General features: G+C 68.5%; 20 protein-coding genes and 1 pseudogene. 10 read left to right on the top strand and 11 right to left on the bottom strand.

Annotation, left to right across the window (positions count from 1 at the left end; translation table 11 throughout):
• The first annotated feature begins 33 nt into the window (after window positions 1–33).
• The 3 genes from ACFXIV_RS22505 (at window position 34) to ACFXIV_RS22495 (ending at window position 3,136) form a co-directional block, all read left to right on the top strand.
• Complete coding sequence (locus ACFXIV_RS22505; RefSeq protein WP_379396083.1) at window positions 34–1,038, top strand: hypothetical protein; 1,005 nt, start codon at window positions 34–36, stop codon at window positions 1,036–1,038.
• A 35-nt stretch (window positions 1,039–1,073) separates the two neighbouring features.
• Window positions 1,074–2,117 carry a zinc-dependent alcohol dehydrogenase family protein gene (locus ACFXIV_RS22500; protein WP_379396085.1) on the top strand — a complete coding sequence of 348 codons (1,044 nt, stop codon included), beginning with the start codon at window positions 1,074–1,076 and terminating at the stop codon, window positions 2,115–2,117.
• A 158-nt stretch (window positions 2,118–2,275) separates the two neighbouring features.
• Entirely contained in the window at window positions 2,276–3,136 is an 861-nt protein-coding gene (locus tag ACFXIV_RS22495) for a universal stress protein (RefSeq protein ID WP_379396087.1), read from the top strand.
• On the opposite strand, the gene ACFXIV_RS22490 is transcribed toward ACFXIV_RS22495, so the two are convergent.
• The 8 genes and pseudogenes from ACFXIV_RS22490 to ACFXIV_RS22455 form a co-directional block, all read right to left on the bottom strand.
• A complete protein-coding gene (locus ACFXIV_RS22490) occupies window positions 3,103–3,357 on the bottom strand; it encodes a hypothetical protein (protein ID WP_379396088.1) in 255 nt (84 codons plus the stop codon). The two genes, ACFXIV_RS22495 and ACFXIV_RS22490, sit on opposite strands and share 34 nt — an antisense overlap.
• Window positions 3,354–4,025, bottom strand: a pseudogene (locus ACFXIV_RS22485) (DUF4389 domain-containing protein); the annotation flags it as partial. The pseudogene ACFXIV_RS22485 and the gene ACFXIV_RS22490, both read right to left, overlap by 4 nt.
• 75 nt (window positions 4,026–4,100) lie before the next feature.
• Window positions 4,101–4,892 (bottom strand): hypothetical protein, encoded by a 792-nt coding sequence (locus tag ACFXIV_RS22480; RefSeq protein WP_379396090.1) that lies wholly within the window; start codon window positions 4,890–4,892, stop codon window positions 4,101–4,103.
• Window positions 4,893–5,085: 193 nt separating this feature from the next.
• The gene (locus ACFXIV_RS22475) at window positions 5,086–6,444 is read right to left on the bottom strand and encodes a wax ester/triacylglycerol synthase family O-acyltransferase (protein ID WP_379421319.1); all 1,359 of its coding nucleotides are present in this window, start codon (window positions 6,442–6,444) and stop codon (window positions 5,086–5,088) included.
• 20 nt (window positions 6,445–6,464) lie between these two features.
• Window positions 6,465–7,367 (bottom strand): universal stress protein, encoded by a 903-nt coding sequence (locus ACFXIV_RS22470; protein WP_379396092.1) that lies wholly within the window; start codon window positions 7,365–7,367, stop codon window positions 6,465–6,467.
• Between the two features lie 30 nt (window positions 7,368–7,397).
• On the bottom strand, window positions 7,398–7,985 hold the full coding sequence (locus tag ACFXIV_RS22465; protein ID WP_379396094.1) for a hypothetical protein: 588 nt from the start codon (window positions 7,983–7,985) through the stop codon (window positions 7,398–7,400).
• Window positions 7,986–8,065: 80 nt separating this feature from the next.
• Window positions 8,066–9,778, bottom strand: a complete 1,713-nt coding sequence (locus tag ACFXIV_RS22460; protein ID WP_379396096.1) for a SulP family inorganic anion transporter — start codon at window positions 9,776–9,778, stop codon at window positions 8,066–8,068.
• A 22-nt stretch (window positions 9,779–9,800) separates the two neighbouring features.
• On the bottom strand, window positions 9,801–10,235 hold the full coding sequence (locus tag ACFXIV_RS22455; RefSeq protein ID WP_379396098.1) for a hypothetical protein: 435 nt from the start codon (window positions 10,233–10,235) through the stop codon (window positions 9,801–9,803).
• Between the two features lie 360 nt (window positions 10,236–10,595).
• Between ACFXIV_RS22455 and ACFXIV_RS22450 the strand changes: the two genes are divergently transcribed.
• The 3 genes from ACFXIV_RS22450 to ACFXIV_RS22440 are packed head-to-tail and all read left to right on the top strand — an operon-like array spanning window position 10,596 to window position 13,042.
• A complete protein-coding gene (locus tag ACFXIV_RS22450) occupies window positions 10,596–11,021 on the top strand; it encodes an SgcJ/EcaC family oxidoreductase (protein ID WP_379396100.1) in 426 nt (141 codons plus the stop codon).
• A gap of 50 nt (window positions 11,022–11,071) precedes the next feature.
• Complete coding sequence (locus tag ACFXIV_RS22445) at window positions 11,072–12,016, top strand: LLM class F420-dependent oxidoreductase (RefSeq protein ID WP_379396102.1); 945 nt, start codon at window positions 11,072–11,074, stop codon at window positions 12,014–12,016.
• Between the two features lie 27 nt (window positions 12,017–12,043).
• Window positions 12,044–13,042 carry an RNA polymerase subunit sigma-70 gene (locus ACFXIV_RS22440; RefSeq protein WP_379396103.1) on the top strand — a complete coding sequence of 333 codons (999 nt, stop codon included), beginning with the start codon at window positions 12,044–12,046 and terminating at the stop codon, window positions 13,040–13,042.
• A 495-nt stretch (window positions 13,043–13,537) separates the two neighbouring features.
• On the opposite strand, the gene ACFXIV_RS22435 is transcribed toward ACFXIV_RS22440, so the two are convergent.
• Together ACFXIV_RS22435 and ACFXIV_RS22430 are read right to left on the bottom strand one after the other, a co-directional pair.
• Window positions 13,538–15,901 carry a phosphoketolase gene (locus ACFXIV_RS22435; RefSeq protein WP_379396105.1) on the bottom strand — a complete coding sequence of 788 codons (2,364 nt, stop codon included), beginning with the start codon at window positions 15,899–15,901 and terminating at the stop codon, window positions 13,538–13,540.
• Entirely contained in the window at window positions 15,898–16,836 is a 939-nt protein-coding gene (locus ACFXIV_RS22430) for a universal stress protein (protein ID WP_379396107.1), read from the bottom strand. Before ACFXIV_RS22430 ends, ACFXIV_RS22435 begins: the two co-directional genes overlap by 4 nt.
• A 224-nt stretch (window positions 16,837–17,060) precedes the next feature.
• Here ACFXIV_RS22430 and ACFXIV_RS22425 point away from each other — a divergent pair, with 224 nt between their 5' ends.
• Window positions 17,061–17,267 carry a hypothetical protein gene (locus ACFXIV_RS22425; protein WP_379396109.1) on the top strand — a complete coding sequence of 69 codons (207 nt, stop codon included), beginning with the start codon at window positions 17,061–17,063 and terminating at the stop codon, window positions 17,265–17,267.
• Here ACFXIV_RS22425 and otsB read toward each other — a convergent pair.
• On the bottom strand, window positions 17,248–21,240 hold the full coding sequence (otsB, locus tag ACFXIV_RS22420) for a trehalose-phosphatase (RefSeq protein WP_379396469.1): 3,993 nt from the start codon (window positions 21,238–21,240) through the stop codon (window positions 17,248–17,250). The two genes, ACFXIV_RS22425 and otsB, sit on opposite strands and share 20 nt — an antisense overlap.
• A 118-nt stretch (window positions 21,241–21,358) precedes the next feature.
• Here otsB and ACFXIV_RS22415 point away from each other — a divergent pair, with 118 nt between their 5' ends.
• The 3 genes from ACFXIV_RS22415 to mgtA all read left to right on the top strand — a co-directional run bounded on the left by ACFXIV_RS22415 (window position 21,359) and on the right by mgtA (window position 25,947).
• Complete coding sequence (locus ACFXIV_RS22415; RefSeq protein ID WP_379396111.1) at window positions 21,359–22,378, top strand: Acg family FMN-binding oxidoreductase; 1,020 nt, start codon at window positions 21,359–21,361, stop codon at window positions 22,376–22,378.
• 53 nt (window positions 22,379–22,431) lie between these two features.
• Window positions 22,432–23,079 (top strand): response regulator, encoded by a 648-nt coding sequence (locus ACFXIV_RS22410; RefSeq protein ID WP_379396113.1) that lies wholly within the window; start codon window positions 22,432–22,434, stop codon window positions 23,077–23,079.
• 204 nt (window positions 23,080–23,283) lie between these two features.
• Window positions 23,284–25,947, top strand: coding sequence for a magnesium-translocating P-type ATPase (gene mgtA / locus ACFXIV_RS22405; protein WP_379396115.1), 2,664 nt, complete (start codon window positions 23,284–23,286; stop codon window positions 25,945–25,947).
• Window positions 25,948–25,952: the final 5 nt, after the last annotated feature.

Below are 25,952 nucleotides of genomic sequence, written 5' to 3'. Positions count from 1 at the left end.
CTCCTCCGCAGTAAGTGAAAGGCGGTATCCACCATGATCAGCGCCGCGTCGCAGGCGGTGTCCGGGAATCCGGCCCCCTTCACGTGGGTGACGGCGGTTTCGATGCTGGTGTTCTGCGGCGTGCTGTGGCTCATCGTCGACTACATGCGCACCCATCCACGACCCGCGATGTGGGTATGGGGACTGTCGCTGCTGACGTTCCCGCTCTGGATCTGGGGGCCCGGCCGCGACATCGGCCTGATCAACTGGTTCTCCTGGGCCAAGATCCTGTCGGTGCTGATCCCGCTCACCCTGGTCGGCGCGATGCGGATCTCCGTGGCCGAGCAACGCCCCGGACGGGTGTGGGAGATCCTGCGCAACCCGCGATTCCTGTGGTTCCCGTACGCGATCCTGTTCCTCAACATCGCCGAGGCCACCCTGCGCGACGCCCAGATCGGCAACTACTGGAACGCCGCGGTCGGGCTCGGACTGTGCCTCACGATCCCCTACTGCCCGCGCTTCTGGGAAGTGCTGCCCGGCCGCAACGCCGAACTCGTCGCCTACACGACGATGGCGTGGAACTTCCTCTACACCACCTGGAATCTGTGCTTCACCTTCGGCGGATATCCCCCGCAGGAAGAGCATTTCGCCGCCAGCATCTGCATTCTCGCGGTCGCGGAGATCTATCCGCTGGTCAAGCGCCGCCCAGAGCTCTACATCATGGCGCGCATCTACACGCTGCCCGTGCTCATGCTGGTGATCGCGATCTACAACATCTTCCCGAAGGTGATGCCGTCGGACGGGTGGTTCAACAACGATGTCTGGATCGTCTGGGGCATAGCCAATTTCGTCCTCACCATCCCCTACCTGTTCTGGTACACCTGGCAGCTCGAGACCGGCCGCTCCTTCCTCACCTTCCGCCGCGGCCGCGCCCGCGAGGACTTCCTGCGCCGGCACGGCGAACAGGTCCACCAGCTCATCGACTTCGCCGATTCCCTCGACGCCGCGACCGATACGCACGGCCGCCGATCACGCACTGCGGCAGCACCGGACCGGTAGGCCGGTCGAGATGTCCGCGCACAGGAGGTATTCCCATGCGAGCAATGGTTTTTCATGGACCCGGGCAGAAATCCTGGGATGAGGTTCCCGATCCGATCATCACGCAACCGACCGATGCGATCATCCGCGTCGAGGCGGTGACGATCTGCGGCACCGATCTGCACATTCTCGAGGGTGACGTTCCCGAGTTCGCGCCCGGCCGGATTCTCGGTCACGAAGCCGTGGGCACCATCGTCGAGGTGGGCACCGGAGTGCACACCGGCAAGGTCGGCGAGCGGGTCCTGATCTCCTGCATCAGCGCTTGCGGCGCATGCCGATTCTGCCGGGAGGGCCGCTACGGGCAGTGCCTCGGCGGTGGTGGCTGGGTCCTCGGCCATCTCATCGACGGCACGCAGGCGGAAATGGTGCGCGTCCCCTTCGCCGATACCTCGACCTATCCGATCCCCCAGGGCATCTCCGACGAGCAGATGCTCATGCTCGCCGACATTCTGCCCACCAGCTACGAGGTCGGCGTCCTCAACGGCGCCGTGCGGCCGGGCGATACCGTGGCGATCATCGGCGCGGGTCCGATCGGGCTGGCCGCGATCGTCACCTCCCGGCTCTACAGCCCCGGCCACATCGTGGCCATCGACCTGGCCGACAGCCGACTCGACGCCGCCGCGAAACTGGGCGCGGACGTCATCGTCAACAGCGGCCGCGACAATCCGGCCGACGTGATCGCACGGCTGACCGGCGGCCTCGGCGCGGACGTCACCATCGAGGCGGTCGGCATCCCCGAAACGTTCGAAACCGCAGTCGACCTCGTTCGCCCGGGCGGTCACGTCGCCAATATCGGCGTGCACGGCAAGCCCGCCACCCTGCACCTCGAGAAGATCTGGATCCGGGACCTGACCATCACCACCGGCCTGGTCGACACCTACTCCACACCCCGGCTCATCGACCTGGTGGCCAGCGGGCGCCTCGACCCTGCCGCGATGATCACCCACCGCTTCACGATGGACGAATTCCCCTCCGCGTACGACACCTTCGCGCGCGCCGGCGAGACCGGGGCGCTCAAGGTCGTCATCACCGCCGGGTAGGTCCGACACACCTGTCGCCCGGCCCGATCCTGCGAGCGGATGGTCTTACGTCACCGCGATCGAGGTCTCTCGCATCGTGTGCGATCGGCGGTGACGCGTCATTCTCGAAAAGTCGGGACAGGTTTCGCGCGGATACGCCGGGCGGGAGGCAGGGAACGATGGACGCAGATCATGATCGCAACGCCGTGGTGGCCGGGGTGGACGGCTCGACGGTTTCACTCAATGCCGTCCGCTGGGCCGCGTATCTCGCCACGGCCATCCACGAACCGCTCGTGATCGCCTGCGCTCCGAGATTTCCCCGCGGCGACGGCGAGCCGGAGCACGTTCACCCGAGCGGACGGGTGGTTCGCTGGCACGAGATCGCCGCGCACACCACCGAACACGCTGTGGCACTGGTTCGTTCCTGTGCGCCGGAGTTGCCCGTCACCACCGAGGTCACCCCCGAGGCGGCCGCTCCCGCGCTCATCGCGCGCAGCTCGCACGCCCGGATCCTCGTGGTCGGGGCCCAGACCGCCTGGGATGGGCGGCTGGTCGGCCCGACGACCATGGAGGTCGCACGCCACGCGCGGTGCCCGGTCGCGGTATGGCGCGGTAGAGCGGGTCGTCGCATTCCGCGGCGGAAACCGGTCACGGTGGGTGTGGACGGCACCCCGCTCAGTACGGCGGCCCTCGCGCTGGGATTCGAACTCGCCGAGGCACTCTCGGTGCCGCTGACCGCCGTGCACTGCCGGCCGGGGAACCGGATCGTGGCGATCGGACCGGCAGCCGACCACACGGCCACCGACGATGCCGTCCTGACGAGTGCACTGGCCCCGCATCGCCTGGCTCACCCGGGCGTGGAGGTCACCGAGGTGACCGTTCCAGGCGTACCCGCCGCCGTTCTGGCGGAGGCGGGATGCGACTCCCAGCTACTGGTCGTCGGCACCCACGCCCGCAGCTCCGCGACCGCCGCATTGTTCGGTTCCACGAGCCGGGATCTGTTGCATCACTCCCCCTGTCCCGTCGTGCTGTGCGGTTGAGCGGCCGGGTGTTCGGCAAGGCTGCAGAAGGGCCAGAGGAGTTCGTAGCGGAAGTCGGCACCGGCCGACGAGGCGACGAGGGCCGGCGGTGACGGCGCGGACTGATCACTGCGATCGCAGAGGATCGCCACCAGCGCCGCAGCGGCCAGCACCACGGCGACCGCCAGCAGCACGGCGATGACTGCCCAGCGTTCCGGCACCCGGGGGAATCTCGTTGTCACGGCACGACATCCTCGGCTGGTTCCCGCGGGCCCTGGTCGAGCCGGAAGGGTGGATAGTCGTCGGTCAGCAGCGCCGAATACGCCAGGACGCGGTAGAACCACCGGTTCACGCCGAGGACGAATCCGAACAGTCCGCGCGGGTAGCGGCCGGTGAACAGCAGGGCGACCGCGGCGATCAGTACCAGCACGCCGATCAGCGGAATCGTGTTGCTGGCGTCGTTGTCGCCCGTATCGCCACCGAGCATCACACCGCCGCCGAACAGGGCGGCCAGAATCAAATAGTGCGGGATGGCGAGCAGCCACCATTTCACGAGAGCGAGCCCGCGCGAGAGCTGTTCGGGGTAATCGATCTCCAGATCCGCCGGATAGTCGGTCTGCCGCAGGGTGAACGGCGGATACCTGTCGGTGCCCAGCGCCGCATAGGTGTAGAACTGCACCCGCCAGGACCAGCGCATCACACCCACGGTGAAGTCGAACAGCGAGCGCGGGTAGCGCCCGGTGAACAGGATCGCGAACCACGCCACCACCGTGACCACCCAGAAGGCGATCCACAGGAACAACAGCACGATGTAGTGGGGTATCGCCAGGATCCATTTCACCAGCCACAGCCAGCGGGAGAGCGGTTCGTCCAGGTCGCCGCGCAGTCGGACGGAGCGGACGGTGGAGGGTTCGGGGTTCATGTCGTTCTCCTGTTCGGAACAAAGGGTCGAGCACGGTCTCGATGGGGAATCCGGTGCGGGGCTTCAGGATCGGCGCTCCGTAGGCGGCGTCCGGCGATGTCCGTCGGCCAGTACCTGGGTCAGGAAGGCACCGGTCACCCACGCCATGGCGGCGGCCATGGCCGCACCGCCCAGCGCACCGATGGCGGCGGTGAGAATCAGCGGCTGGCCCGGCTGCCACAGCGGCGGCGCCACCACCGTGAAGGCGATGAGCCCACCGATCCATGCCACCGCGTTGGCCAGGATCCACAGTGCGGACCGATCACTGAAGCGGCGCAACACCGTCCACTGCGCGACACCGATCGAGGACACCACGATCACCGAGCCCGCGACGGCCACCGGAACCTGTGCCCAGGTGGGCCAGGCGCCGAATCGTTCGCCGTAGAGCATGGGCAGCACCCCGATCGACCACGCCACCACCGCGCCGGCCGAGGTGACCGCCATCCATTCGCGAATTCGCAAACAGGACAACAGTGTTCGCAACACCCGAGCCTGGAAGTACCCGAGGACGGCGCCTTCGACGGCCCCCGCCGTCAGCATGACGGCGGCAACCGCCGCCCCACTCGCGTGTGCGATGAGCGCACCCGCGAGTGCAGGCACGAGGAACCCGAGGAATTCCCCGGCCGTCACCATGGCGAACCACCGTGCACGCACCTCGCGCACCCCGCGCGCCGCGGGCACCGCCGACGCGGGCGCCGTTGGCTCGACAACCGCGCCGGAATGCCGTGTCCTGTACTCCCCCAGCGCATGTCGCAGTGCGTTCGGCGGCCGCACAGCCGCCGCCCCGATGCCGTGGCCCCCGTACTCGGTAACCATTGTGTCCTCCGTCCGCGAGCGCGTCGATCCGCCCGCCGATCCGATCGTCCGCCGCGACCGGGCACCGCAGACAGAAGCCGAAGTCCCACGCCCGACGGCCTTTCGCCGCTGCCGGTGGCACCGTGGGCAGGACTTTGGTCCCGCTGGTAGCGGGACCTCTGGCTGTCCGACGGTGGGCCCGAGCACCGGAGACCTACTCGGCCGGGTGCTGTGGCCGGGCTCGCGCGGCGGTGAGCAGTTCGGCTATGGCGGTGTGGATTCCGTCGGCGAGCACCTCGAGGTCGGGGGTGGAGTCGTAGTCGCCGGTGATGCCGAAGGTGAGCTGATCGCCGTAGCTCAGGATGGCGATGCCGGTACGCAGGCGCATGGCGATGGGAATGGCCGGTATCAGCTCCAGGACCTCGCGACCCAGCATGGTGAGGGTGCGGCGCGGGCCCGGGACGTTGGTCGCCACGGCCGTCACGCCGCGCTGCGGCAGATGCGACCACAGCCGCATGCCCCAGGCGACCGGAGCGAACGGGAGCCGGCCGGCGAGGGCGAGCAGCGACTTCTCGGCTTGCGCCGCCCCGCCCGACTTGTGCCGGGCCATCCGCCGATGAATGGCGGTGAGTCGTTCGACCGGGTCGTCCAGGTGCAAGGGCAGCAGGGACAGGACCGCCGAGACCCGGTTGTCGAGAAACGATTTCGCGTCGGCGGCTCGCATCGACACCGGGACGAGAATCCGCACGCTGTTCCCGGTGGGTTCTTCCCCGCGCCCGAGCAGAACCGCGCGGTACGCCGATGTCACCGCGGCCAGCACGACGTCGTTGACCGTCGCGTCGAAGCCGTGGCCGATCTCCCGGATCTCGCTGAGCGAGGCTCGCGCGATCGCATAGCGCCGTTGCCTGCCGATCGGACCGTTGAGCGAGGAGGCCGCGGGCGTGGAGACGAGTGCGGCTGCCACCGGGGCCAGGCTGCGGGCCAGGCTCAGCGCATACCGTGGCACCTCCACCGGCAGCCGGAGCCCGGTGACCGCCCAGTCGAACCAGTTGCTGCCTCCGGCGGCATCGGTGTCCGGCGCCGCCTCCTCTCGGCTCTCAACTTCCGTTTCATCACAGAAGCTTTCGAACAGATTCACGCCGGAGACACCGTCGACCAGACTGTGGTGCGCCTTCACGATCACGGCCCAGCGCCCGCCCGCGAGGTGGTCGATGACTACGCACTCCCACATCGGATGATCACGGTCCAGGCGCTCCACCAGCTCACCGGCGACGAATTCGCGCAGGGCGGGCTCGTCGGCAGGCGCGGGCAGCGCGCTCCATCGGAGATGGTGGGCGAGATCGAAATTCGGGTCGTCCTCCCATACCGGTACGGCCAGGTCCAGTGGCGCACGCCGGACACGCTGCCGCAGGCGGTCGTTGGCCGAGACCCGCTCGGCCAACGCCGCCGTGAATTCCGCACGACCGGGAGGCGCACCGGCCAGGATCGCCACGGCGGCGATACCGAGGCTGATATGCCGGTCGGAGTCCTCCAGTTCGATGAATCCCGCATCCAGCGGCTGTAATTCGGTCATGACCGACACCTGATCCTCGATTACGCGCGCACGACGACCGTCGGGGTCTCGACGTTGTGCAACACGGTGGAACTGGTGGAACCGAGCAGCATGCCCGTGAAGCCGCCGCGGCCGCGGCTGCCGATCACGACCAATTGCGCGTGCTCGGATTCCTGGAGCAGAGCCTGGGCCGGGCGTTCCGTCACCAGCATGCGACGGACCGGCACGTCGGGATAGCGTTCGCCGAACCCGGCGAGCCGCTCGGAGAGCAGTTCGTTCTCCTGCGCACGCAGCGGCTCCCAGCCGATCAGTGGCACGTATGAGCCGAGAACATCGGTCCAGACGTGTAGCGCGGTCACCCCGACCTTGCGTACCGAGGCCTCCTGGAACGCGAATTCCACTGCGGGCACGCTGTGGGGTGAGCCGTCGATGCCGACCAGCACCGGCTTCTCCGCCGACAGCGGATCGGCCGCCGCGGTCGCATGGATCACCGCTACCGGGCAGTGCGCGTGCCGGGTGACCGCATCGGCCACCGAGCCGAGTAGGCCGCGCCGGATCGCGCCCAGTCCGCGGCTGCCCACGGCGATCGCACGCGCGTGCCGGGACTGATCGAGGAGATAGTCGATGATGGGTTCGCGAATTACCTCGGTCGTGATCGGCACGGCCGCACCCGTCGCCGCGGCGCGCACCACGCGGCCGGCTTCGCCGACGATTCGCTGGCCGTCCCGGTCCAGCAGCTCCAGGTCGGTGTCGCCGAGCAACTCGCCGGGGATTTCGCCGACGGGCAGCGAGATGGAGGTGACGAGGTGCAGTCCGCAGCCGTGCAGATCCGCGGCCACCGCGGCCCACACCGCCGCCCGGTACGAGGTCGCCGAGCCGTCGACGGCGGCGATGATGATGCGCGACATCGGTTGCCCGGCAACAGAACTGGGGTCGGCGCTCATGACCGGTATCCTCCCGATGGTCTGTGGTGACTAGGTGCCGATGGGACGGCCGAGCCCGCGCAGCTCCGCCTCCCAACGTGCGGCGTGCAGGCGTTCCAGCCCCTGGCTGACGCACCAGAGCAGCGCGAGGACTCCGAATCCAGCTCCCATGAGCAGCGCGAGACCGGTGCCGACGCCGTCCCACATCGCCATTTCGGGTTCCCGCGGCGGGTCGGTGACCAGGCCGTCGGGCCCGACCCAGAGCTGCACCGTGTCACCGGCCTTCGTATCGCGCCGGATCTCGATCGTTCCGGTCGCGAGGTTCCCGTCGCGCTGCCATTGCACCTGTGACTCGAAACGCGCCGGCTGCGCGGGACCGGCCGGCTGGACTTCCTTCGGCGTGGTCAGAACCGTCGCGTGGACCGTGGTCTTCGAAGCGTTCGCAACGCTGATGTGGGCGGCGCTGCGGGTGTACGTCTCGGTGCCGACCGCGGCGGCGACCGGCACGGCCAGCAGCAGCAGGACGACCACCAGCATGTGCAGCACCGACTCCCAGCGGTCGGATGCCCGCATGAGCGGATTCGTGTTCCACGGCCGCATCCGCCACACCCGCCACGGCAGTGAGCAATCGTGCGACATGGCCCTGCACCTCGTCCCTGGAGTTTCTTGTGTGCCCGTTCAGCATCTCGCTTCCAGGGCCGCTCGGTGACGGCCGAAAGTCACCGATCCGCCGGTCCGAGGTCGCCGGTCTGGTGCCGATAGGCCGCCAGCGCCGTCGACAGCGTCGGAAACAGGCGATCGGCCCCGATACGGGCGGTGAGCCCGGCCGCGTCGAGCGCCGCGCGCAGATCCTTCTTGACCCTCGCCATCGCGAAAACCACGCCACGGGAAGCCAATTCGGTGCGGAGCTGATCAAGGGCATCCAGTGCGGTCAGATCGACCTCGACATTGGCCTCGGCATTGAGGACGAACCAGCGGACCGGGACCGCCGCGGTGACGGTATCGACGGCCGCCAGCGCACGGCGGCGGAAGTCCTCGGCGTTGGCGAAGCACAGGGGGGCGTCGTACCGGTAGACCACCAGTCCGGGCACGGTCGTCGCCTCCGGGTAGTCGTCGATGTCGTGCATGCCGGCCAGACCGGTGACGAAGCCCTGGATCGCGTCGTGGGCGCGGGCCACCCGGCGCAGCAGGTCCAGGATCGACAGGCCGACGGCGATGAGGATCCCGTACAGGACGCCGACCGCCAGCACCGCGAGGGCCGTGCTGAGCGCGAGCACCAGCTCGCTGCGACGGAATCGCGCCAGGCGACGGAACTCCGGCAGGTCGATCAGCCGCAGCGCGGCGTAGATGACCAACGCGCCCAGCGCGGCGGCCGGGAACGCGGCGAGCACGGTCCGTCCCCAGAACAAGACGGCGAGCACCGTCAGCAGCGCCCCTACCGCGTACAGCTGGGTACGCGCACCCGCGGCGTCGGCGATGCTCGTGCGGCTGCCACTGCAACTGACCGGAAACCCCTGCGAGACACCGGCGGTCAGGTTGGTCGCGCCCATGGCGAGCAGTTCGCGGTTCGCGTCGACGGCCACGCCGTGCCGGGCCGCGAACGCGCGGGCGGTCAGAACCATGTCGGAGAATCCGACCAGGGCGATCCCGACCGCTGGCAGCAGCAGTTTCGCCAGGTCCGCGACCGCGACGTGCGGTATGCCCGGAACCGGTAGCCCGGACGGGATCTCACCCACCACGCGAATCCCGCGTTCCCGCAACGAGAACACCGCAACCACCACTGTCGCGCCCAGCACCGCCACCAGCGGACCCGGCAGCCGCGGCGCCCGCCACGCCGCCAGCAGCAGCAGCAAGGCCAGGGTGCCGCCGGCCAGACACACGGTAGGCCAATGCAATTCGTCGACATGCGCAGCGAAGGACCGCAGTTGATCGGGGATGGACTCGCCTGTCACGCTCACCCGGCTGACCCGGCCGAGCTGGCCCACGATCATGATTCCTGCCGTCCCGGCCAAGTAGCCGACCAGTACCGGCTTCGACAGCAGGTCGGCCAATACCCCCAGCCGGGTCACCGCGCCGGCCACACAGCAGGCTCCGACCAGGAGCGCGAGCGCTGCGGCCAACGCCGCGTAGCGGGCGGAGTCACCCGCGGCCAGCGGCGCCAGCGCCACCGCCGTCATGAGCGCGGTCGTCGATTCCGGCCCGACCGACAGCAGCCGTGAGGTCCCCAGCACCACATAGACGGCCAGCGGGCCGAGCACCGCCCACAGGCCCGCGATCGGCGCCAGACCGGCCACCGTCGCATACGCCATCACCTGCGGAATCAGATAGGCCGCCACGGTGACTCCGGCCACGGCGTCGGACCGCAGCCAGCCACGCCGGTAACCCCGGAACTGTCGCGTCCCGGGCAGCCACCGCCCTGTGGCGTCACCCATCAGAGCACCGTAGCGCGCGAAGTCATCGCATCGCGCTGTCCAGGACGAGCACGCCGGCGCTGAGGAGGGCGATCGCCTTCAGGACTTCGAGGGCAACGTAGGCATAGTGGCTGCGCGAACGCGGCCCCTCGTCCCCGGCCAGCACCGCGTCGCTGCGCCGGGTCAGCCGGGGGCGCACGAAAGCGAGCTGCATGACCAGTGCGCCGATCGCGACGGCGAGGGCGAGGGTCGTCGCAGCACCGGGAGGATCGGCCCAGACGGCAGCGAGAACGAGGATGGCGAGTAGGGATTCGACGCCGTTGAGGGCACGGAAGACCAGGCGGCCGATGCCGAGTCCGATGGCGAGGGTGACATTCGGGGCACGGAACTTCAGCGGCGCCTCGATGAACGAGATGGCCAGCACCATGCCCAGCCATAGGAAGACGGCGGCGGTGATGAAGGCACGGGCGGTGGTCATGGGAATCAGTCCTCTCAGGGCGGCATTCCCGAGCCTGGCGCAGCCACTAGCAGGCTCAGCAGAGTCGACAGGTCGCACTCGAGATGACCATTGCCCCTAGTACTCCAGCATCACAAACCCATCTTCCTGGGGACTCCCCGTCCATCTCCAGCACCCCAATCGGCATGTGGCCCAGACACTTTCCGGGAGGCAGGTCATCGTATCGTCGACGGCGGGGCTGCGAGTGCGCCGCGAGGTTGGCCGTGAGCATGGCCGTCATTGTTTGCGATTCCTTTTCGGTCCGGCCGAAGTCTTCATTCTGTGCACTACAAACCGGGCGCGCGAGCGGCGCGACCGGACAGTCGAGAGTGAGGACGATCGATGACCAGCTATGCGAATCCCGCTGCCGGAGCGGTGGACAGCGCTGTGCGGGCGCTGTTCGACGCGGCGTCGGCGGCGTGGGCCGACGGTGATGTCGAAGCGTTCGTCGGGTGCTACGCCGACACTGCCACGGCGATCCTGCCGGGTGTGTACCTGCCGGGCAAACAAGCAATTCGTGCCGGCATGGGAGCGGCGTTCGCCGGCCCGTTGAAGTCCTCGCGACGCATCCATGAGGTGGATTACATCCGGTTTCTCGACGGCGGCACCGCAGTGGTGATCTCCAAGAGTGTCACAGTGCCGAGGGGTGAGACCGAGCCTGCGGCCGAGCGGTGGGAGTGGGGGACCTGGGTGCTTGTACAGCATGACGGGAGATGGCTCATCGAGGCGTATCACGGTAGCCCGCAGCGCGACACGGAACCGCGATGAGCTTCTTCGCCTAGAGATATGCGCACCAAATCTCGAAAGGACGACACCCTGTGAAACTCAGCCTTTATATCCCGACCGGGACTACCCAGGAGTTCTACGGCTACACCGACCCGGTGGCAGCGTTCACGACGATCCGTGATCTCGCGGTGGTCGCCGACGAATGCGGATTCGACACGATCTGGGCGCCGGATCACTTCATTCCGTTCGGGCCGCCTGGCGCCTATGTCTTCGAGGCATGGACCACTCTGGCGGCGCTGGCCCGGGAGACCAAGGACATCAAGCTGGGACAGCTGGTGACCGGCAACGGTTACCGCAATCCGACCCTGCTGGCGAAGATGGCATCGACCCTCGATGTCATCTCGGGCGGGCGACTGAAGTTCGGAATCGGCGCGGGCTGGTACGAGGACGAATACCGGGCCTTCGGCTACGACTTCCCGGCCGCACCCGAGCGGCTGCGGCGGCTCGAGGAGGCGCTGCAAATCATCACGTCGATGTGGACCGACCAGGCGACCACCTTCGACGGCAGCTATTTCAGGGCCGCGGGGGTGGTCAACCAGCCCGCCGGCGTGCAACAACCGCGCATCCCGATGATGATCGCCGGCGGCGGTGAAAAGGTCACCCTCAGACTGGTCGCGAAGTACGGGGACCTGTGTAACGTCCAGGAACCGCCGGACGAGGTGGCCCGCAAGTACAGCGTCCTCGCCAAGCATTGCACCGATGTGGGACGCGACTTCTCCACGATTACGAAGACCTCCACGTCCTACTGCATCATCGCCGACACCGACGAACAAGCCCGGGCCGCGGTTCCAGAGTGGGCTCCCCTGGTTTTTCCCGGCCTGCTCGCCGACTACGGGCTTATCGGCACCCTCGACACCATTGGTGACCGACTCGCCGTCTACGAGCAGGCGGGAGTCGACGAGTTGATCGTCGGGTTCGCTGATGCACTCAACCCCGAAGCGCTGCGTACCTTCGCGGCCGCGTTCATCCGGAAATGACTCCCTGGCATTCGTGGAGGAGCTGAGATGCGGCCGACTATTTCCGGCACGATCGATCGGAACGAGTTTCTGTACTACGCCGACCGATACCGGCCGGAGCTGATCGCGCACTGTTACCGAATGGTCGGGTCGGTACAGGAGGCCGAAGATCTCGTTCAGGAGACGTACCTCCGGGCGTGGCGCGGCTGGGAGTCGTTCGAACAGCGCTCGACGGTGCGGGTCTGGCTCTACCGGATTGCCACCAACCTGTGCCTGACAGCAGTGGTCCATCAGCAGCGCCGAGTCCTGCCGTCCGGACTCGGCCCAGCTAGCGAGGACCCCGGTTCACCGCTCGCCGCCGGTTCCTCCGATCCGCTTTGGATCGAGCCATTCCCCAACCGGCTGTACGAAGGTTCGAGCGATGACCCCGCCGAGATCGCGGTGTCCAGATCGAATCTGCGGCTAGCGCTGGTAGCGAGCCTGCAGCATCTGCCACCGCGCCAGCGGGCGGTGTTCATTCTGCGTGAGGTGCTCTCCTATCCCGCGGTCGAGGTTGCCGACATGCTCAGCATCAGTGTCGCGGCGGTCAAGAGTGCGTTGCAACGCGCTCGCGCCACAGTGGATGAACTAGCACCTGCGGATCACGCTGTGCTCGAACCGGATTCGCCGCAGGCCCGCGCCGTTCTCGACCGGTACATGGCTGCGTTCGAAAACGCCGATATCGCTGCGCTCACCGAGCTGTTGCGAGAGGACGCCACCCTCGAGTCTGTTCCCAGGGGTACCTCGTTGTCGGGCAAAGACCGCTGCTTGGCACGCCTGGCCCAGTTGGTCGGCACGACGGCCGGTCGATACCGGATGCATCCCACGGTCGTGAATGGGCAGCCCGCCGCGGTGGCCTACCGGCGCGAGCACCCGGACTCGGCATTCACCTTGTTCGCAGTGGTGGTGCTGTCGGTGGATGCAGACCGGATCACTGGGATAACCAGCTACCAAGATCCAGCAGTTATCAATCGATTCGACGTCGCTGATGGACAGCGCACTGACTGACTCGGAGCGGAAGTGGCCCGGCGAGCTACCACACGGCGATGGCCGGGCCGGGCCAGTTTTTCGCGGCGCTCCCAGGATGGATTGGGCCGGCCATGGTGGATCGACGCCCGGGCGGGCAGCAAACCAGCCGCACCCGGGCGTCGACCTCGACGTCGTCACCGGGATCGTTGCAGGCAATCCGCGGGACGACCGTGAGCCGCCGCGAAGGGGTGAGCGGCTCACGTCTCCTCGATCCTCTGCGCGTGGCACGGCTCGGGATCGAAAAATCCTGCTGTAGTGGAGGATTGGAACCCTATCGAGCGCGCCGCCGATATCCACCAGGCCGGCCGCCGATTAGGGGGTGATATGTGTTACTTCAATTAACATGCCTGATCAGCGCATTCATATGATTCGCCGGACAATGCTGATCTGGGGGATGACAAGACCAATCGACCAGTCACAACGGTAGAAACAGACTGGGCAACTGATCAGTAACCTAATGCGCCACCCCCCGGGCTAGGAGGGCCAGCGCCAGTCGGTGATCTCCGGTGGGTCGATGCCGTAGCGGCGGGCGTAGGCGTCGGCGGCCTCACGGCGGGCTGTGAGCTCCTCGGTGAGCGGGGCGAGCTGTTCGGACAGGCGCGGCACCTCGGCAAGGGCTGCGGCCGCCAGGGTGAAGCGGTCGATGCCGTTCATGGCGCACATGCTGAAAGGTGTTGTGGTGGTGCCGTTGTCGGTGAATCCGTGGACGTGCATGACGTCGTGGCCGGGGCGGCGGTAGGCGATGCGGTGGATGAGCCAGGGGTAGCCGTGGAAGGCGAAGATCACCGGCGCGTCGGTGAAGACGGAGCGGTATTCCTCGTCGGAGATCCCGTGCGGATGGCGATCCGGCGGGAACAGGCGGGCCAGGTCCACCACGTTGACCAAACGGATCGCCAAGTCCGGCACGAGTTCTCGCAACAGCGCCCCGGCGGCCAGGGCTTCCTGGGTGGGGACGTCCCCGGCACAGGCCAGCACGACCTCGGCGGGACGATCGGAATCCGAACTCGCCCAGTGCCAGACGCCCAGACCCTGCTCGCAGTGCAGTCGCGCCGCCTCGTCGTCGAGGTATTGCAACGCGGGCTGCTTCCCGGCGACCACGACATTGACCCGGCCGCGGCTGCGCAGGCAGTGGTCGAAGACGTGCAGCAGGCAGTTGGCGTCCGGCGGCAGGTATACCCGGCTGACCTCGGGCCGCTTGCTGAGCACGTGGTCGATGAATCCGGGATCCTGATGGGACGCCCCGTTGTGATCCTGCCGCCACACGTGCGAGGTGATCAGGTAGTTCAGGCTGGGAATCGGCTCGCGCCAGGGGAATTCCGCCGCCATGTGCAGCCATTTGGCGTGCTGCACCACCATCGAGTCGATGATGTGCGCGAAGGCCTCGTAGGTGGAGAACACACCGTGCCTGCCGGTCAGCAGATAACCCTCCAGCCAGCCCTGGCACAAATGCTCCGACAGCACCTCGAAGACGCGGCCGTCCGGGGACAGCCGATCATCGCCCGCGATCCGCCTGGCGCGCCAGCGCCGGCCGGTGACCTCGAGAACGGCGTCCAGGCGATTGGAGGTGTGCTCGTCCGGCGAGAAGAACAGCAGATTGTGCGGATTCTCGACCAGCGCGTCGCGCAGATACCCGCCCAGCACCCGCGTCGCCTCCGCCGATTCGGTTCCGGGCGCGGGCAATTCGAGGGTGTAGTCGGCCGGGTCGGGCAGTTGCAGGTCGACGCTGTCGTGACCGTGCGCGGCGCGATTGGCGCTCATCCGCAGGTGCTCGGGATGCAGGCGCGCGATCCGGTCCACCGGACGGCCCTCGTCGTCGAAGAGCTCCTCGGGCCGATAGGACCGCAACCAGTCCTCCAGTTGCGCAAGGTGTTCCGGATTCTCCCGTACGCCCGGCAACGGCACCTGGTGCGCCCGGAAGGTGCCCTCGACGCGCACGCCGTCCACCATCATCGGACCGGTCCACCCCTTCGGAGTCGACAACACGATCATCGGACGGCAGGGGTCGCGCGGACCCAGGCCGCGCTCGCCGAACTCGCGAATCTCCCGGATCCGCTCCATCGCCTCGTCGAGCACGGTCGCATACCGGTCGTGGACCTCGGCCGGATTGTCGCCGTCGACATACATCGGCTCCCAGCCGTGCGCGCTGAGCATGGCGTCGAGCTCGCCGCGCGACATGCGCGCCAGCAGCGTCGGATTCGCGATCTTGTAGCCATTGAGGTGCAGGATCGGCAGCACGGTGCCGTCGGTGACGCGGTCCAGGAACAGCGACCCGTGCCAGCTGGTGGCCAGGGCCCCGGTTTCGGCCTCGCCGTCACCGATCATGCACGCCACCACCAGATTCGGATTGTCCAGCGCCGCGCCGGTGGCATGGGCGAGCGAATAGCCCAGTTCGCCACCCTCGTGGATGGAACCCGGCAGATGCGGTGAGGCATGGCTGGGGACACCGCCCGGGAAGGAGAACTGCCGGAACAGTTCTCGCATCCCGGCCAGGTTCTGTCCGACCTCCGGGTGCCGCAGCGAATAGGTGCCCTCGAGCCAGGTCGCAGCGGTGAGCGCCGCCGCCCCGTGGCCGGGGCCCAGCACGAACAGCATCTGCTGCCCGGTCCGCATGATGACCCGATTGAGGTGGGCGTAGGTCAGGGTCACCCCGGGCACGGTTCCCCAGTGGCCGATCAGCCGCTGCTTGATGTGCTCGGGCCGCAGCTTCTCGGTGAGCAGCGGGTTGTCCATGAGGTAGATCTGCCCGGCGGCCAGATAATTGGCGGCCCGCCACCACGCGTCCAGATCGATCAGATCGTCCCGGATTCCGGTTCCGGCGCCGGGCATGGTCAGCGTCATCGCTTCGCCTCCTCGTCATCGGCATGCACGACCATCACCGGGCAGTGCGCGTGCTGCACCAGCCAATGGGCGGTGGATCCGAGCAGCATTCCCATGAATCCGCCACGACCGCGGTTACCGACCACCACCAACTGCGCGGTCTTCGACAGCTCACCCAGCTGCCCGGCGGGCCCGGAGGCGAACACCTGGCGGGTCACCTCGACGTCCGGATACTTCTCCTGCCAACCGGCCAGCCGCTCGGCCAGGACGGCCTCCTCTACGCCGGCCAGTTCCGCGGTCACGACCGGGATCACCTCGCCGGCGAATTGCCCGGTGTCCCAATCGCTGAAGACGTGGACGGCGACCAACCCCACCCCCCGTTCGGAGGCTTCGGCGAACGCCGCGGCGATCGCGGCCTCGCTCACGCGGCTGCCGTCCACGCCGACCACGACCGGACCCGAGCCGCGAACGGCATTGGCGGCGTCGGGATCCGGCCGCACCACGACCACCGCGCCCCGGGCGTGACTGGTCACCGAGAACAGGGTGGATCCCAGATGCGAGAGCGTGCCGGCCGTCCCGGTCGCCCCGATCACCACCGCGAAGGCGGACTCGCTGAGATCGATCAGCAGCTGGGCGGGACTGTCGGTCGACACCGCGGAGGAGACCGTCAGTTCCGGCTCGTAGTCGCCGGCGGCCAGCCGGGCCCGGGCGATGGCCGCCGCACCGGCGGCCTTGACGGCCTCGGCCAGCGACGGCGCCGCCACCGAGTAGGGACCGACGCCACGGCTGACCGCCACCAGATCCAGGCCGTGGACGATGTGCAGTCGCCGCTGCCGCTGTGCGGCGTAGTTCGCGGCCCAGTGCACCGCCCGCGCCGAACCTTCCGAATTGTCCACGCCGACCACAACGGGCGCCGAGGCCAGCCGATGCGGATCGTCGAGTTCCTGGTTTGTCATCCTGACCTCCGGTGAGGTGAAATCGTCGGCGCCCGGGAGGGGCTCGTACTCTCACGGTAGAAATGGGACCTGACCGCCCTCTGCAGGCGATCGTCCTCGGAGTGAGGACCAAAGACCTCTGCGCGGCGACGGGCTGAGCGGCCTGGGACTTCGGCCGTTGGTCCCACCGGTGTCGGGAACATCGGCCCTGCTGATTCGCGCGAGCCGCGACAAAACTTGCTGCCATGAATCCTCCCGCAACACCGCATGCCGTGGCGACCGTGGCCCTGGTCCTCGGCGCGGCGATGGTGGTCGCGGTTCCCGCCGCCACCGATTACATCTCCCTCTGGGCTCGGCTGTACGGCGCGGTGCTGGTGTATCTCGCGGTCGTCGAATACCTGGCCGTCGCGATCGGGCTGGCCCGGTGGGGCGTCAGTCAGCTGCGGTCGTGAGCGGATCCGGATCGGATGCCTTGCGGCTCACCGGCATTCGGACCGTCGCCCCCGCCGGCAGCAGCTCGGTGAACCCGTCGTAATGGATCTCCACCGGGTCCGCCACACCCGGATCGGCGGCGACCTCCAGGTCGGAGGCGCTGACCCTGATCGCGAGCCGGTGCCCGCGGTAGACGATCGAGAAGCGCAGCTCCCCCAGCTCGTCGGGCCAGCAGGGGTTGAAGATGAGGCGATCGGCCCGGATCTCCATTCCGGTGAAGCACCGCTGAACCAGGTCGATGGTTCCGGCCATGGCGCCGAGGTGGATTCCCTCCTGCGTGGTCCCGCCCTGGATATCGGCGATATCGGAATCCAGGACCCGGTCGAAGAATTCCATCGCCCGCGCCCGATGTGCGCGGGCCAGCACCCAGGCGTGGACCAGCGCGCTCAGCGTCGATCCATGCGACGTGCGGGCCAGGTAGTAGTCGATCGTCCGCGGAATCATCTCCCCGGGAAGGTCGTAGCCGAGGTGTCCGAGCACCTCCCGCAATTCGTCGGCGGAGAACAGATAGAACAGCATCAGGACATCGGCCTGTTTGCCGGCCCGGTAGCGGTTGACGTCGTCACCCTCGGCCTCGAGGATGCGATCGAGCCGCTGGATCTCGCCGTAGCGCTGCCGGTAGCCGTCCCAATCGAGTTCGGCCAGTTGCTCGTAACCGTCGAACTGGCTGATGACCTCGTCGTGGAAGGGCACGTACATCCGCCGCCCGACGTGCTCCCACCGCGTCAGTTCCACCGGTGAGACCCGCAGCGATTCGAGCAGTTCCGCCCGTGCACGGGGCGTCAGCCGTTCCAGCGCGTCGCGCGCCCGCAGCAACGTCCACACCGCCATCACATTCGTGTAGGCATTGTCGTCCACGCCGGATCCCGGTGCGCTCGGCGAACCGGTGTGGAATTCGTCGGGCCCGATGACCCCGCGCAGGTGATACCGGTCGTGGCGCGGGTCGTAGTCGGCCAGGCTCGCCCAGTACCGGGCGATCTCCACCATGAGCTCGGCGCCGTAGTCGGTGAGGAATTCGAGGTCGCCGGTCGCCTGGAAGTACTGCCAGACGTTGTAGGCGATGGCACTGCCGATATGGTGGGCGCGCGGGCTCGGATCCGGATTCCAATGCCCCGACAGCGGATTCAGATGCATGAGCTGGCTTTCCTCACGGCCGTCGGAGGCGGACTGCCACGGGAACATCGCCCCGGACAACCCGGCGGCGGCCGCCGCGCGACGCGCCTCCGGCAACCGCCGGTATCGGTAGCGCAGCAGACCGCGGGCGAGTCGCGGGAAGCGAGGACTCAGAACCGGATGCACGAACAGTTCGTCCCAGAAGACGTGCCCCCGATAGGCCTCGCCGTGCAGACCCCGCGCGGGGACCCCTACGTCCAGATCGGCGGTGTGTGGCGAGAGGGTCTGCACCAGATGCAGCAGGTGCAACCGGATCACCCGGGTCGCGTGCTCACCGCCGCCCAGATCGATTCGGAGCCGATCCCAGAGATGTTCCCAGGCGGCCGTGTGCGATTCGAGCAGGTCCGCGAACCGGCCGGCACTGCGCAGTGCGCGCGCGGCCTCGTCGTCCGGGGCCGAGACCGCGTGGTCGCGGCCGGTGACCACGGCCGCGATCTTCTCCAGCACGACCGTGTCACCCTCGGTCATCGCGACGCCGTGGTCGTGCCCGATCGACCCGTCGCTCTCGACGAGTTCCGTGGCGGGACACAGCTTCACATCCTCTCGGTGCAGCGTGCCGCGCGCCGCGGTCGCAACCGGAATCCGGGATTGCCCGGTGCGCACCACCACCAGCACCGATTCGGGTGACAGCTCCCGCGCCGAGACCCGCTCGAGGTGATCCTCCGACAGGTCCCGATACCGCGCCACCAGACTGTTTCTCACCGCGCCGTCCACCTCTGAGCGGAAGACCACCGTGCCCGACCAGTTTTCGGCGGTCACCGCGGTCTCGAGCGCGCACAGGTGCGGCGCGTGCATGGCCGCGAACCGCCGCTGCCGCACCGCGGTGATGCGACCGGTGCCGTCCCGGAAGCGGAAGTGCCGCAGCAGGACTGCCCGGCGCAGATCGAATTCCTGTCGATAGGAAAGCAATTCGACGGTGTCGATATCGAGCCAGTCGCCGTCGCCGATCCGGAACGTGACCGGCAGCCAGTTCGGTAGGTTCACCAGGCTCTCGTTGTCGACCGTGCGCCCTGAGATCTGATCGAAGAGCCGGTTGTAGATACCGGCGACATAGGTACCCGGGTAGTGGTGCTCCCCCGCGGCGCACTCCGGCGCGGCCCCGCGGGTGGCGAGATATCCGTTTCCGACGGTGCACAGCGCCTCCCGCAGCCGCTCGTGCGCCGGGTCGTACCCGTCGAAGGCGAACACCCACGAATCCGATACGGCCCCAGCGGATTCGGCGGCCAGCAGGACGGCCAGATCGTCGAGGAAGGAGCCCACGCCCTCGGGTCCGGGCAGCGCGAAGCGGGCGGCGGTCCGCCGGTCGCCGTTCTCGTCGTGCCGGACCACGATCGAAATGCCCTCGGCCTCCACGGCATCGAAGGCGTCCTCGTCGGTGAGATCGTCGCCGACGTAGATCGGCAACATCGGCATGACGAGATGGCCGAGGATCCACTGCAGCGCAGTGCCCTTGTCCCAGTCCATGTCCGGCCGCAGTTCGACCACCTTGCGTCCGCCCGTCACGCGCAGGCCGCGCTCGTGCGCCTGCGCGTGCACGGCGGCCGTCACCGCGCCGACCTGTTCCGGGGCGACCCGCCGATAGTGCACGGCGACCGCGAAGCGCTTGTGCTCCACCAGGATCCCCTCGACGGCGCTCAAGGACCGCGTCAGCTCCTCCGCTGCCGCTGCCAGCGCACGCTCGGCGCCCGGAGCGGCATCGTGCACGTACGTCGTGCCGTCCGGGGCCTGCAATTCGAAGCCGTGACACCCGGCGTACCAGAGTCCGTCGACACCCACCCGGTCACGCAGATCCGCCAGCTCGCGCCCGCTGACAATGGCAACCGGGCACTGCGCCGCGAGCCGCGCCAGGGCCGCCGCGCCGCCCTCCACCAGGGTCGCGGCCGCCGGATCGGGAACGATGGCCGACAGCGTGCCGTCGAAATCGAGCAGGACGGAGGCCTTTTCGGTGTCGAGCAGGTCACCGAGCCGACCCGCGACCGCCGCCGGCACCTCCGACATCCGCCGGAAACCGTTGCGCAGCCGCACCCGATCGAGGTCGGGCACCACCACATCGGCCCCGCGCTCGGCCAGCCGATCGCCGTGCCCGCCCCGGTCGACGCCGATCACCAGACCGAATCCACCGGCCCGGCCCGCCGCGACACCGGCCTCCGCGTCCTCGACGACGACGGTCCGTTCCGGCTCCGCGCCCAGCCGGCGCGCGGCCTCGCGCAGCATCGCCGGGTCGGGCTTGCCCGCCAGCCCCAGCTCCGCCGCCACGATGCCGTCCACCCGCACCGCGAACAGGTCTCCGATACCGGCGGCCCGCAGCACGTCGGCGCAGTTGCGGCTGGCGGAGAACACCGCGACACCGATACCCGCCGTCTGCAGGCGCCGCACCAGGGCCACGGTGGAGTCGAACGCGGGGACGCTGTCGCGGGCGAGCCGTTCGAGGAACAACCGGTCCTTGCGGTTGCCGAGTGCGCACACCGTTCCCGCGTCATCGGCGTCGGCGGGATCGCCTTCGGGTAACGAAATACCGCGTGCGGCAAGGAAATCGGACACTCCGCGGTAGCGCGGTTCACCGTCCACCCACCGCAGGTAGTCGTCGTCGGTGAAGGGCGACAGGTTCTCGCCCGGGGCCGGCGCCCGATGCGCGAGGAAGTCGTCGAACATCTCCTTCCAGGCCGCCGCATGGACGCGGGCGCTGTCGGTCACCACGCCGTCCATATCGAAGATCACCGCGTCATGGCGCCGCGCGTCGATCAGCGGCACGGGCTGCATGTTGTCGTCCACGGCTTCAGCGTGCGTGCAGCCGGGCGCCGGGCCAAGGGTCCTGTAGCACCGTAACGAGGACCAACGGCCCCTGTAGCGCACACGCCACCCGTCCTAGCGTGAGTCCATGAGCCAACTACCCAGCGGCGACACGATCGAGCAGGCAGTCCGGCTGGCCGGTCGCGCGCCCTCCCTGCACAACAGCCAGCCGTGGCGCTGGGTGTTCGACGGCGATGCCCTGCACCTGTTCTCGGTGCCATCGCGCATGCTCCCCGCCACCGACCAGTCCGGGCGGCAGATGCTGATCAGCTGTGGCCTCGCGCTGGGGCATCTGCGCGCCGCGCTGGCCGCGGCGGGGTGGCAGACGCAGGTCACGTACTTCCCCAACCCCAACCGGCATGATCAGCCGGCGACGGTGACCTTCGAGCCGTCGCGGATCGTGACCGACGCCGACCGGGATCGGACCGCCGCCATCACGGTTCGCTACACCGACCGGCTCCCCTTCGCCGCACCGGCGGACTGGCGCGAATTCGAACCGGTACTGCCGGTCATCGTCGACCCGCTCGACGCGGTGATCACCGTGCTGCCGCCCGAGGCCCGCACCGAGCTCGCCCGCGCCTCACGGCTCACCGCGGCGATACGCCGCTACGATTCCGGCTATCAAGCCGAATTGCAGTGGTGGACAGGGCATTCGCTCCCCGCGGAGGGTATCCCGCCGACGGCCCGGGTGTCTGCTGAGGAGCGCGAGCGGGTCGATCTGAGCCGCGTGTTCCCGGCCGTCGGCGACGAGCCGCGCCGCGCCGATGTCCAGGACGACGAGTCCGTGGTCCTCGTGGTGTCCAGCGGCAGCACCTCGGCCGACCTGGTGCGCTGCGGCGAGGCGCTGTCCACCATCCTGCTCGAATGTACGGTCGCGGGATACGCGACCTGCCCGATCACCCACGTCACCGAAGTGCCGCAGAGCCGAGCGGTCATCCGCGAGCTCACCGGCCGTGTGGAGCAGCCCCAGGTGCTGGTGCGGGTCGGCACGGTTCCCGCCTCCGACCGGCAGCCGACGCATACCCCACGGCTGCCCCTCGAACAGATCCTGGAGGTCACCGCTCCCGCCACCCCCGGCGGCCCGGCTCCGTCCGGCCATCTCCGATAATCCGCCCTGAGAGCTATGTTTGACCACGACGACCTACAGATTGGGAACCGGCCATGATCAAGGTTTTTCTCGTTGACGACCACGAGATCGTTCGCCGGGGACTCGTCGACCTGCTCGAGGGCGACCCGGAACTCACCGTCATCGGTGAAGCCTCCGATGTGGCCCAGGCCTTGGCCAGAATCCCGGCGCTGAAACCGGATGTCGCGGTCCTCGATGTCCGGCTGCCGGATGGGAACGGCATCGAACTCTGCCGTGAACTGCTCTCGCGCGTCGATGCGTTGCGCTGCCTCATCCTCACCTCGTTCACCGACGAGCAGGCCATGATGGACGCGATCCTCGCCGGAGCCAGCGGTTACGTGGTCAAGGACATCAAGGGCATGGAGTTGGCGAAGGCCATCAAGGAGGTCGGCGCCGGCCGCTCGCTGCTGGACAACCGCGCCGCCGCGGCCCTGATGGATCGGCTGCGCCGCAGCACCCAGTCCGACGGCCCGCTGGCGGGGCTCACCGACCAGGAGCGCAAACTTCTCGACCTGCTCGGCGACGGGCTGACCAACCGGCAGATCGCCGAACGCATGTTCCTCGCGGAGAAGACGGTCAAGAACTACGTCTCCCGGCTGCTCGCCAAGCTCGGCATGGAACGCCGAACCCAGGCCGCGGTCTACGCGTCCAAGCTGCGTGGCGACCATCCGCGTCCGCAGTAGAGCGAACCGCGCTCCCCCGCCGCGTCTTCGGCCGAAGGCGCGGCGATCGCGCGTTCCCGCATCCGCCCACACCGACCCGACAGACCCCCGAGGCCGGGGCTATCCAACAGCGGCGGCAAGTCCTCGATTACAAGGTCTTTGGTCCCCTCCCCGGATGCGAGCAGGCCCTATCGGCCAGGCCCGGACAGCGGAACCCTCGACTGTATGCACGTCCACACGCTGTCCTCGGCCACGAATCGCACACTGCCACACACGGTTCGGGCAATACCCGCCACGGACGCGGCGGCGCGGCCCGCCGACCGGATTCTGACCGCACTGGCCACCGGCGACGAAGGGCTGACCGAATCCGAATATGCCGGACGGGCAAGCTTTTTCGGGCCGAACGCCATCCAGGCTCATCGCGCACGCATCGTGCCGGTCATCGCGCGGCAATTGCGCTCGCCGCTCCTGCTGCTGCTCGCCGTGACCGCCCTGGTGTCGTTCTTCCTCGGCGAGCGCAGCGACGCGGTGGTCATCGGGGTGATCGTGGCGATGTCCGTCGGGCTGGGCACCGTCAACGAATTCCGCGCCGAGCAGGCGGCGGCCGCACTGCACGAGCGCATCCGGCATCGAGTCGTGGTGACGCGTGCCGGACAGGCACGATCGGTCGACCTCGCGGAGCTGGTTCCGGGCGACATCGTCCAGCTGCGGCCCGGCGAACTGGTGCCCGCGGATCTCCGGCTGCTGTCCGTCACCGGACTGCAGTGCGATGAATCGGTACTGACCGGCGAGTCGGAACCGGTGATCAAATCGACCGACCCGGTAGCGGCGGGCAGCCCGGTGTCCGAGCTGGCCTGCTGTGCACTCATGGGCACGGTGGTCGCCGCCGGGACCGGCCGCGGCGTCGTGACAGCGACGGGCGGCGACACCGAATTCGGCCGTATCGCCGTCGGTTTGGCGCGCCGGGAGCCCGAGACCGAGTTCCAGGCCGGGCTGCGCCGGTTCTCGATGCTGCTGGTGCGCGTCGCCGCCGTTCTGACGATCGGCATCTTCGCAGTGAACCTGGTGTTGCACCGGCCGCTGCTGGACGCGCTGATGTTCTCGCTGGCGATCGCGGTCGGCATTTCCCCGCAACTGCTGCCGGCGGTGGTGTCGACCAGTCTGGCGGCCGGGTCACGAATCCTGGCGCAGCGCAAGGTGCTGGTGAAGCGGCTGGTCTGCATCGAGGATCTCGGCGACATCGAAGTGTTGTTCACCGACAAGACCGGCACATTGACCGAGGGGCGGATCGAATTCATGCGCGCGGTCGCCGCCGAACCGGACACCGACGGCGATGTCATCGAGCTGGGCATGGCCTGCACCGACGGCGTGATCCAGAACGGCCGGCTCGCCGGCGGTGACGCGCTCGACACGGCACTGTGGGCCGCGCCGCTCGCACCGCGGGACGGCGCCGAGCGGCACACCCGGCTCGCCACACTGCCTTTCGATCATCGGCGGCGCATGGTCTCGGTCCTGGTCGATGCACCGGACACCGGGGGCACGATCATTACGAAGGGAGCGCCCGAAGCCGTCCTCGCCTGCTGCGAGAACGTGCCGGACGCGGCCACCCGGGCGCTAGGCGCCGAGTTCGCGGCCGGGCACCGCGTGGTCGCCGTCGCGACCCGTCCAGCGCCCGGGCGGACGTCGCTGACGGCCGCCGACGAGACCGGTCTGCGGCTGGCCGGGTTCCTCGTGTTCCTCGACCCGCCGAAAGCCTCTGCGCGCGAGGCGATCAGCCGCCTGGCCAGGCTCGGCGTCGCGGTCAAGGTCATCACCGGCGATCATCCGACAGTGGCCGCGCGGGTCTGCGAACAGCTGGGCCTACCGGCGGGCGACACCCTGTCGGGCGCCGACCTCGACCGGCTCACCGACGCCGAGCTCACCGGGAAGCTGGCCACCACAACAGTTTTCGCCCGCATCGATCCCGAGCAGAAGGCGCGCATCGTCCGCGCGCAGCGGTCGCTCGGCGTCGATGTCGCGTTCCTCGGCGACGGCGTCAACGACGCGCTCGCCCTGCACGCCGCCGATGTCGGAATCTCCGTGGATGCCGCCACCGACGTCGCCAAGGACGCCGCCGACGTCGTGCTGCTCGAGAAGGACCTGCAGGTCCTGGCGGACGGCGTCACCCAGGGCCGGCGCGTGTTCGCCAACACCATGAAGTACGTCTTGATGGGCACGTCCAGCAATTTCGGCAATATGTTCAGTGCGGCGGGCGCTTCCGCGTTCCTGCCGTTCCTGCCCATGCTGCCCTCGCAGATCCTGCTCAACAATCTGCTCTACGACTCCAGCCAGCTCGCCATCCCCACCGACAACGTCGACGAGGAGCAGCTGGCCCGGCCCGCGCGCTGGGACATCGGGCTGATCCGGCGATTCATGCTGGTGTTCGGTCCCATCAGCTCGGTGTTCGACTTCGCGACCTTCGGCATCATGCTGTGGGTCTTCCACGCGGGCGAAGCCCTCTTCCACACCGCCTGGTTCGTCGAATCGCTGGCCACCCAGACCCTGGTGCTGTTCGTGATCCGCACCCGCAGAACGCCCTTCTTCCGCAGCCACCCGAGCGTCGCCCTACTCACCGCCGCGCTGGCCGCGGTCGGAATCGGCGCACTGCTGCCCGTGACGCCGCTGGCCGCCACGCTCGGCTTCCAGCCGCTGCCCGGCGCCTTCTTCGTCGCGCTGCTCGCCATGATCCTCGTGTACCTCGCGCTGGCGGAAACCGCGAAGCACTGGTTCTTCCGGACACCGCCCGCCGTCCCGGCCGCCCGCGACCGCCGGCCCGATCATCGATTGCGCCGTCGCGCCGCGCGTTTCGCCACCGGAACGCCTTCGGCGGTGGGCACTTCCGCGTCCTGAACCCG

The organism is Nocardia sp. NPDC059236, from assembly GCF_042754085.1.
In the GTDB taxonomy this organism is placed as follows: domain Bacteria; phylum Actinomycetota; class Actinomycetes; order Mycobacteriales; family Mycobacteriaceae; genus Nocardia.
Note: the sequence above shows the minus strand (reverse complement) of the source record. Positions and strands in the feature narration are given on the sequence as shown.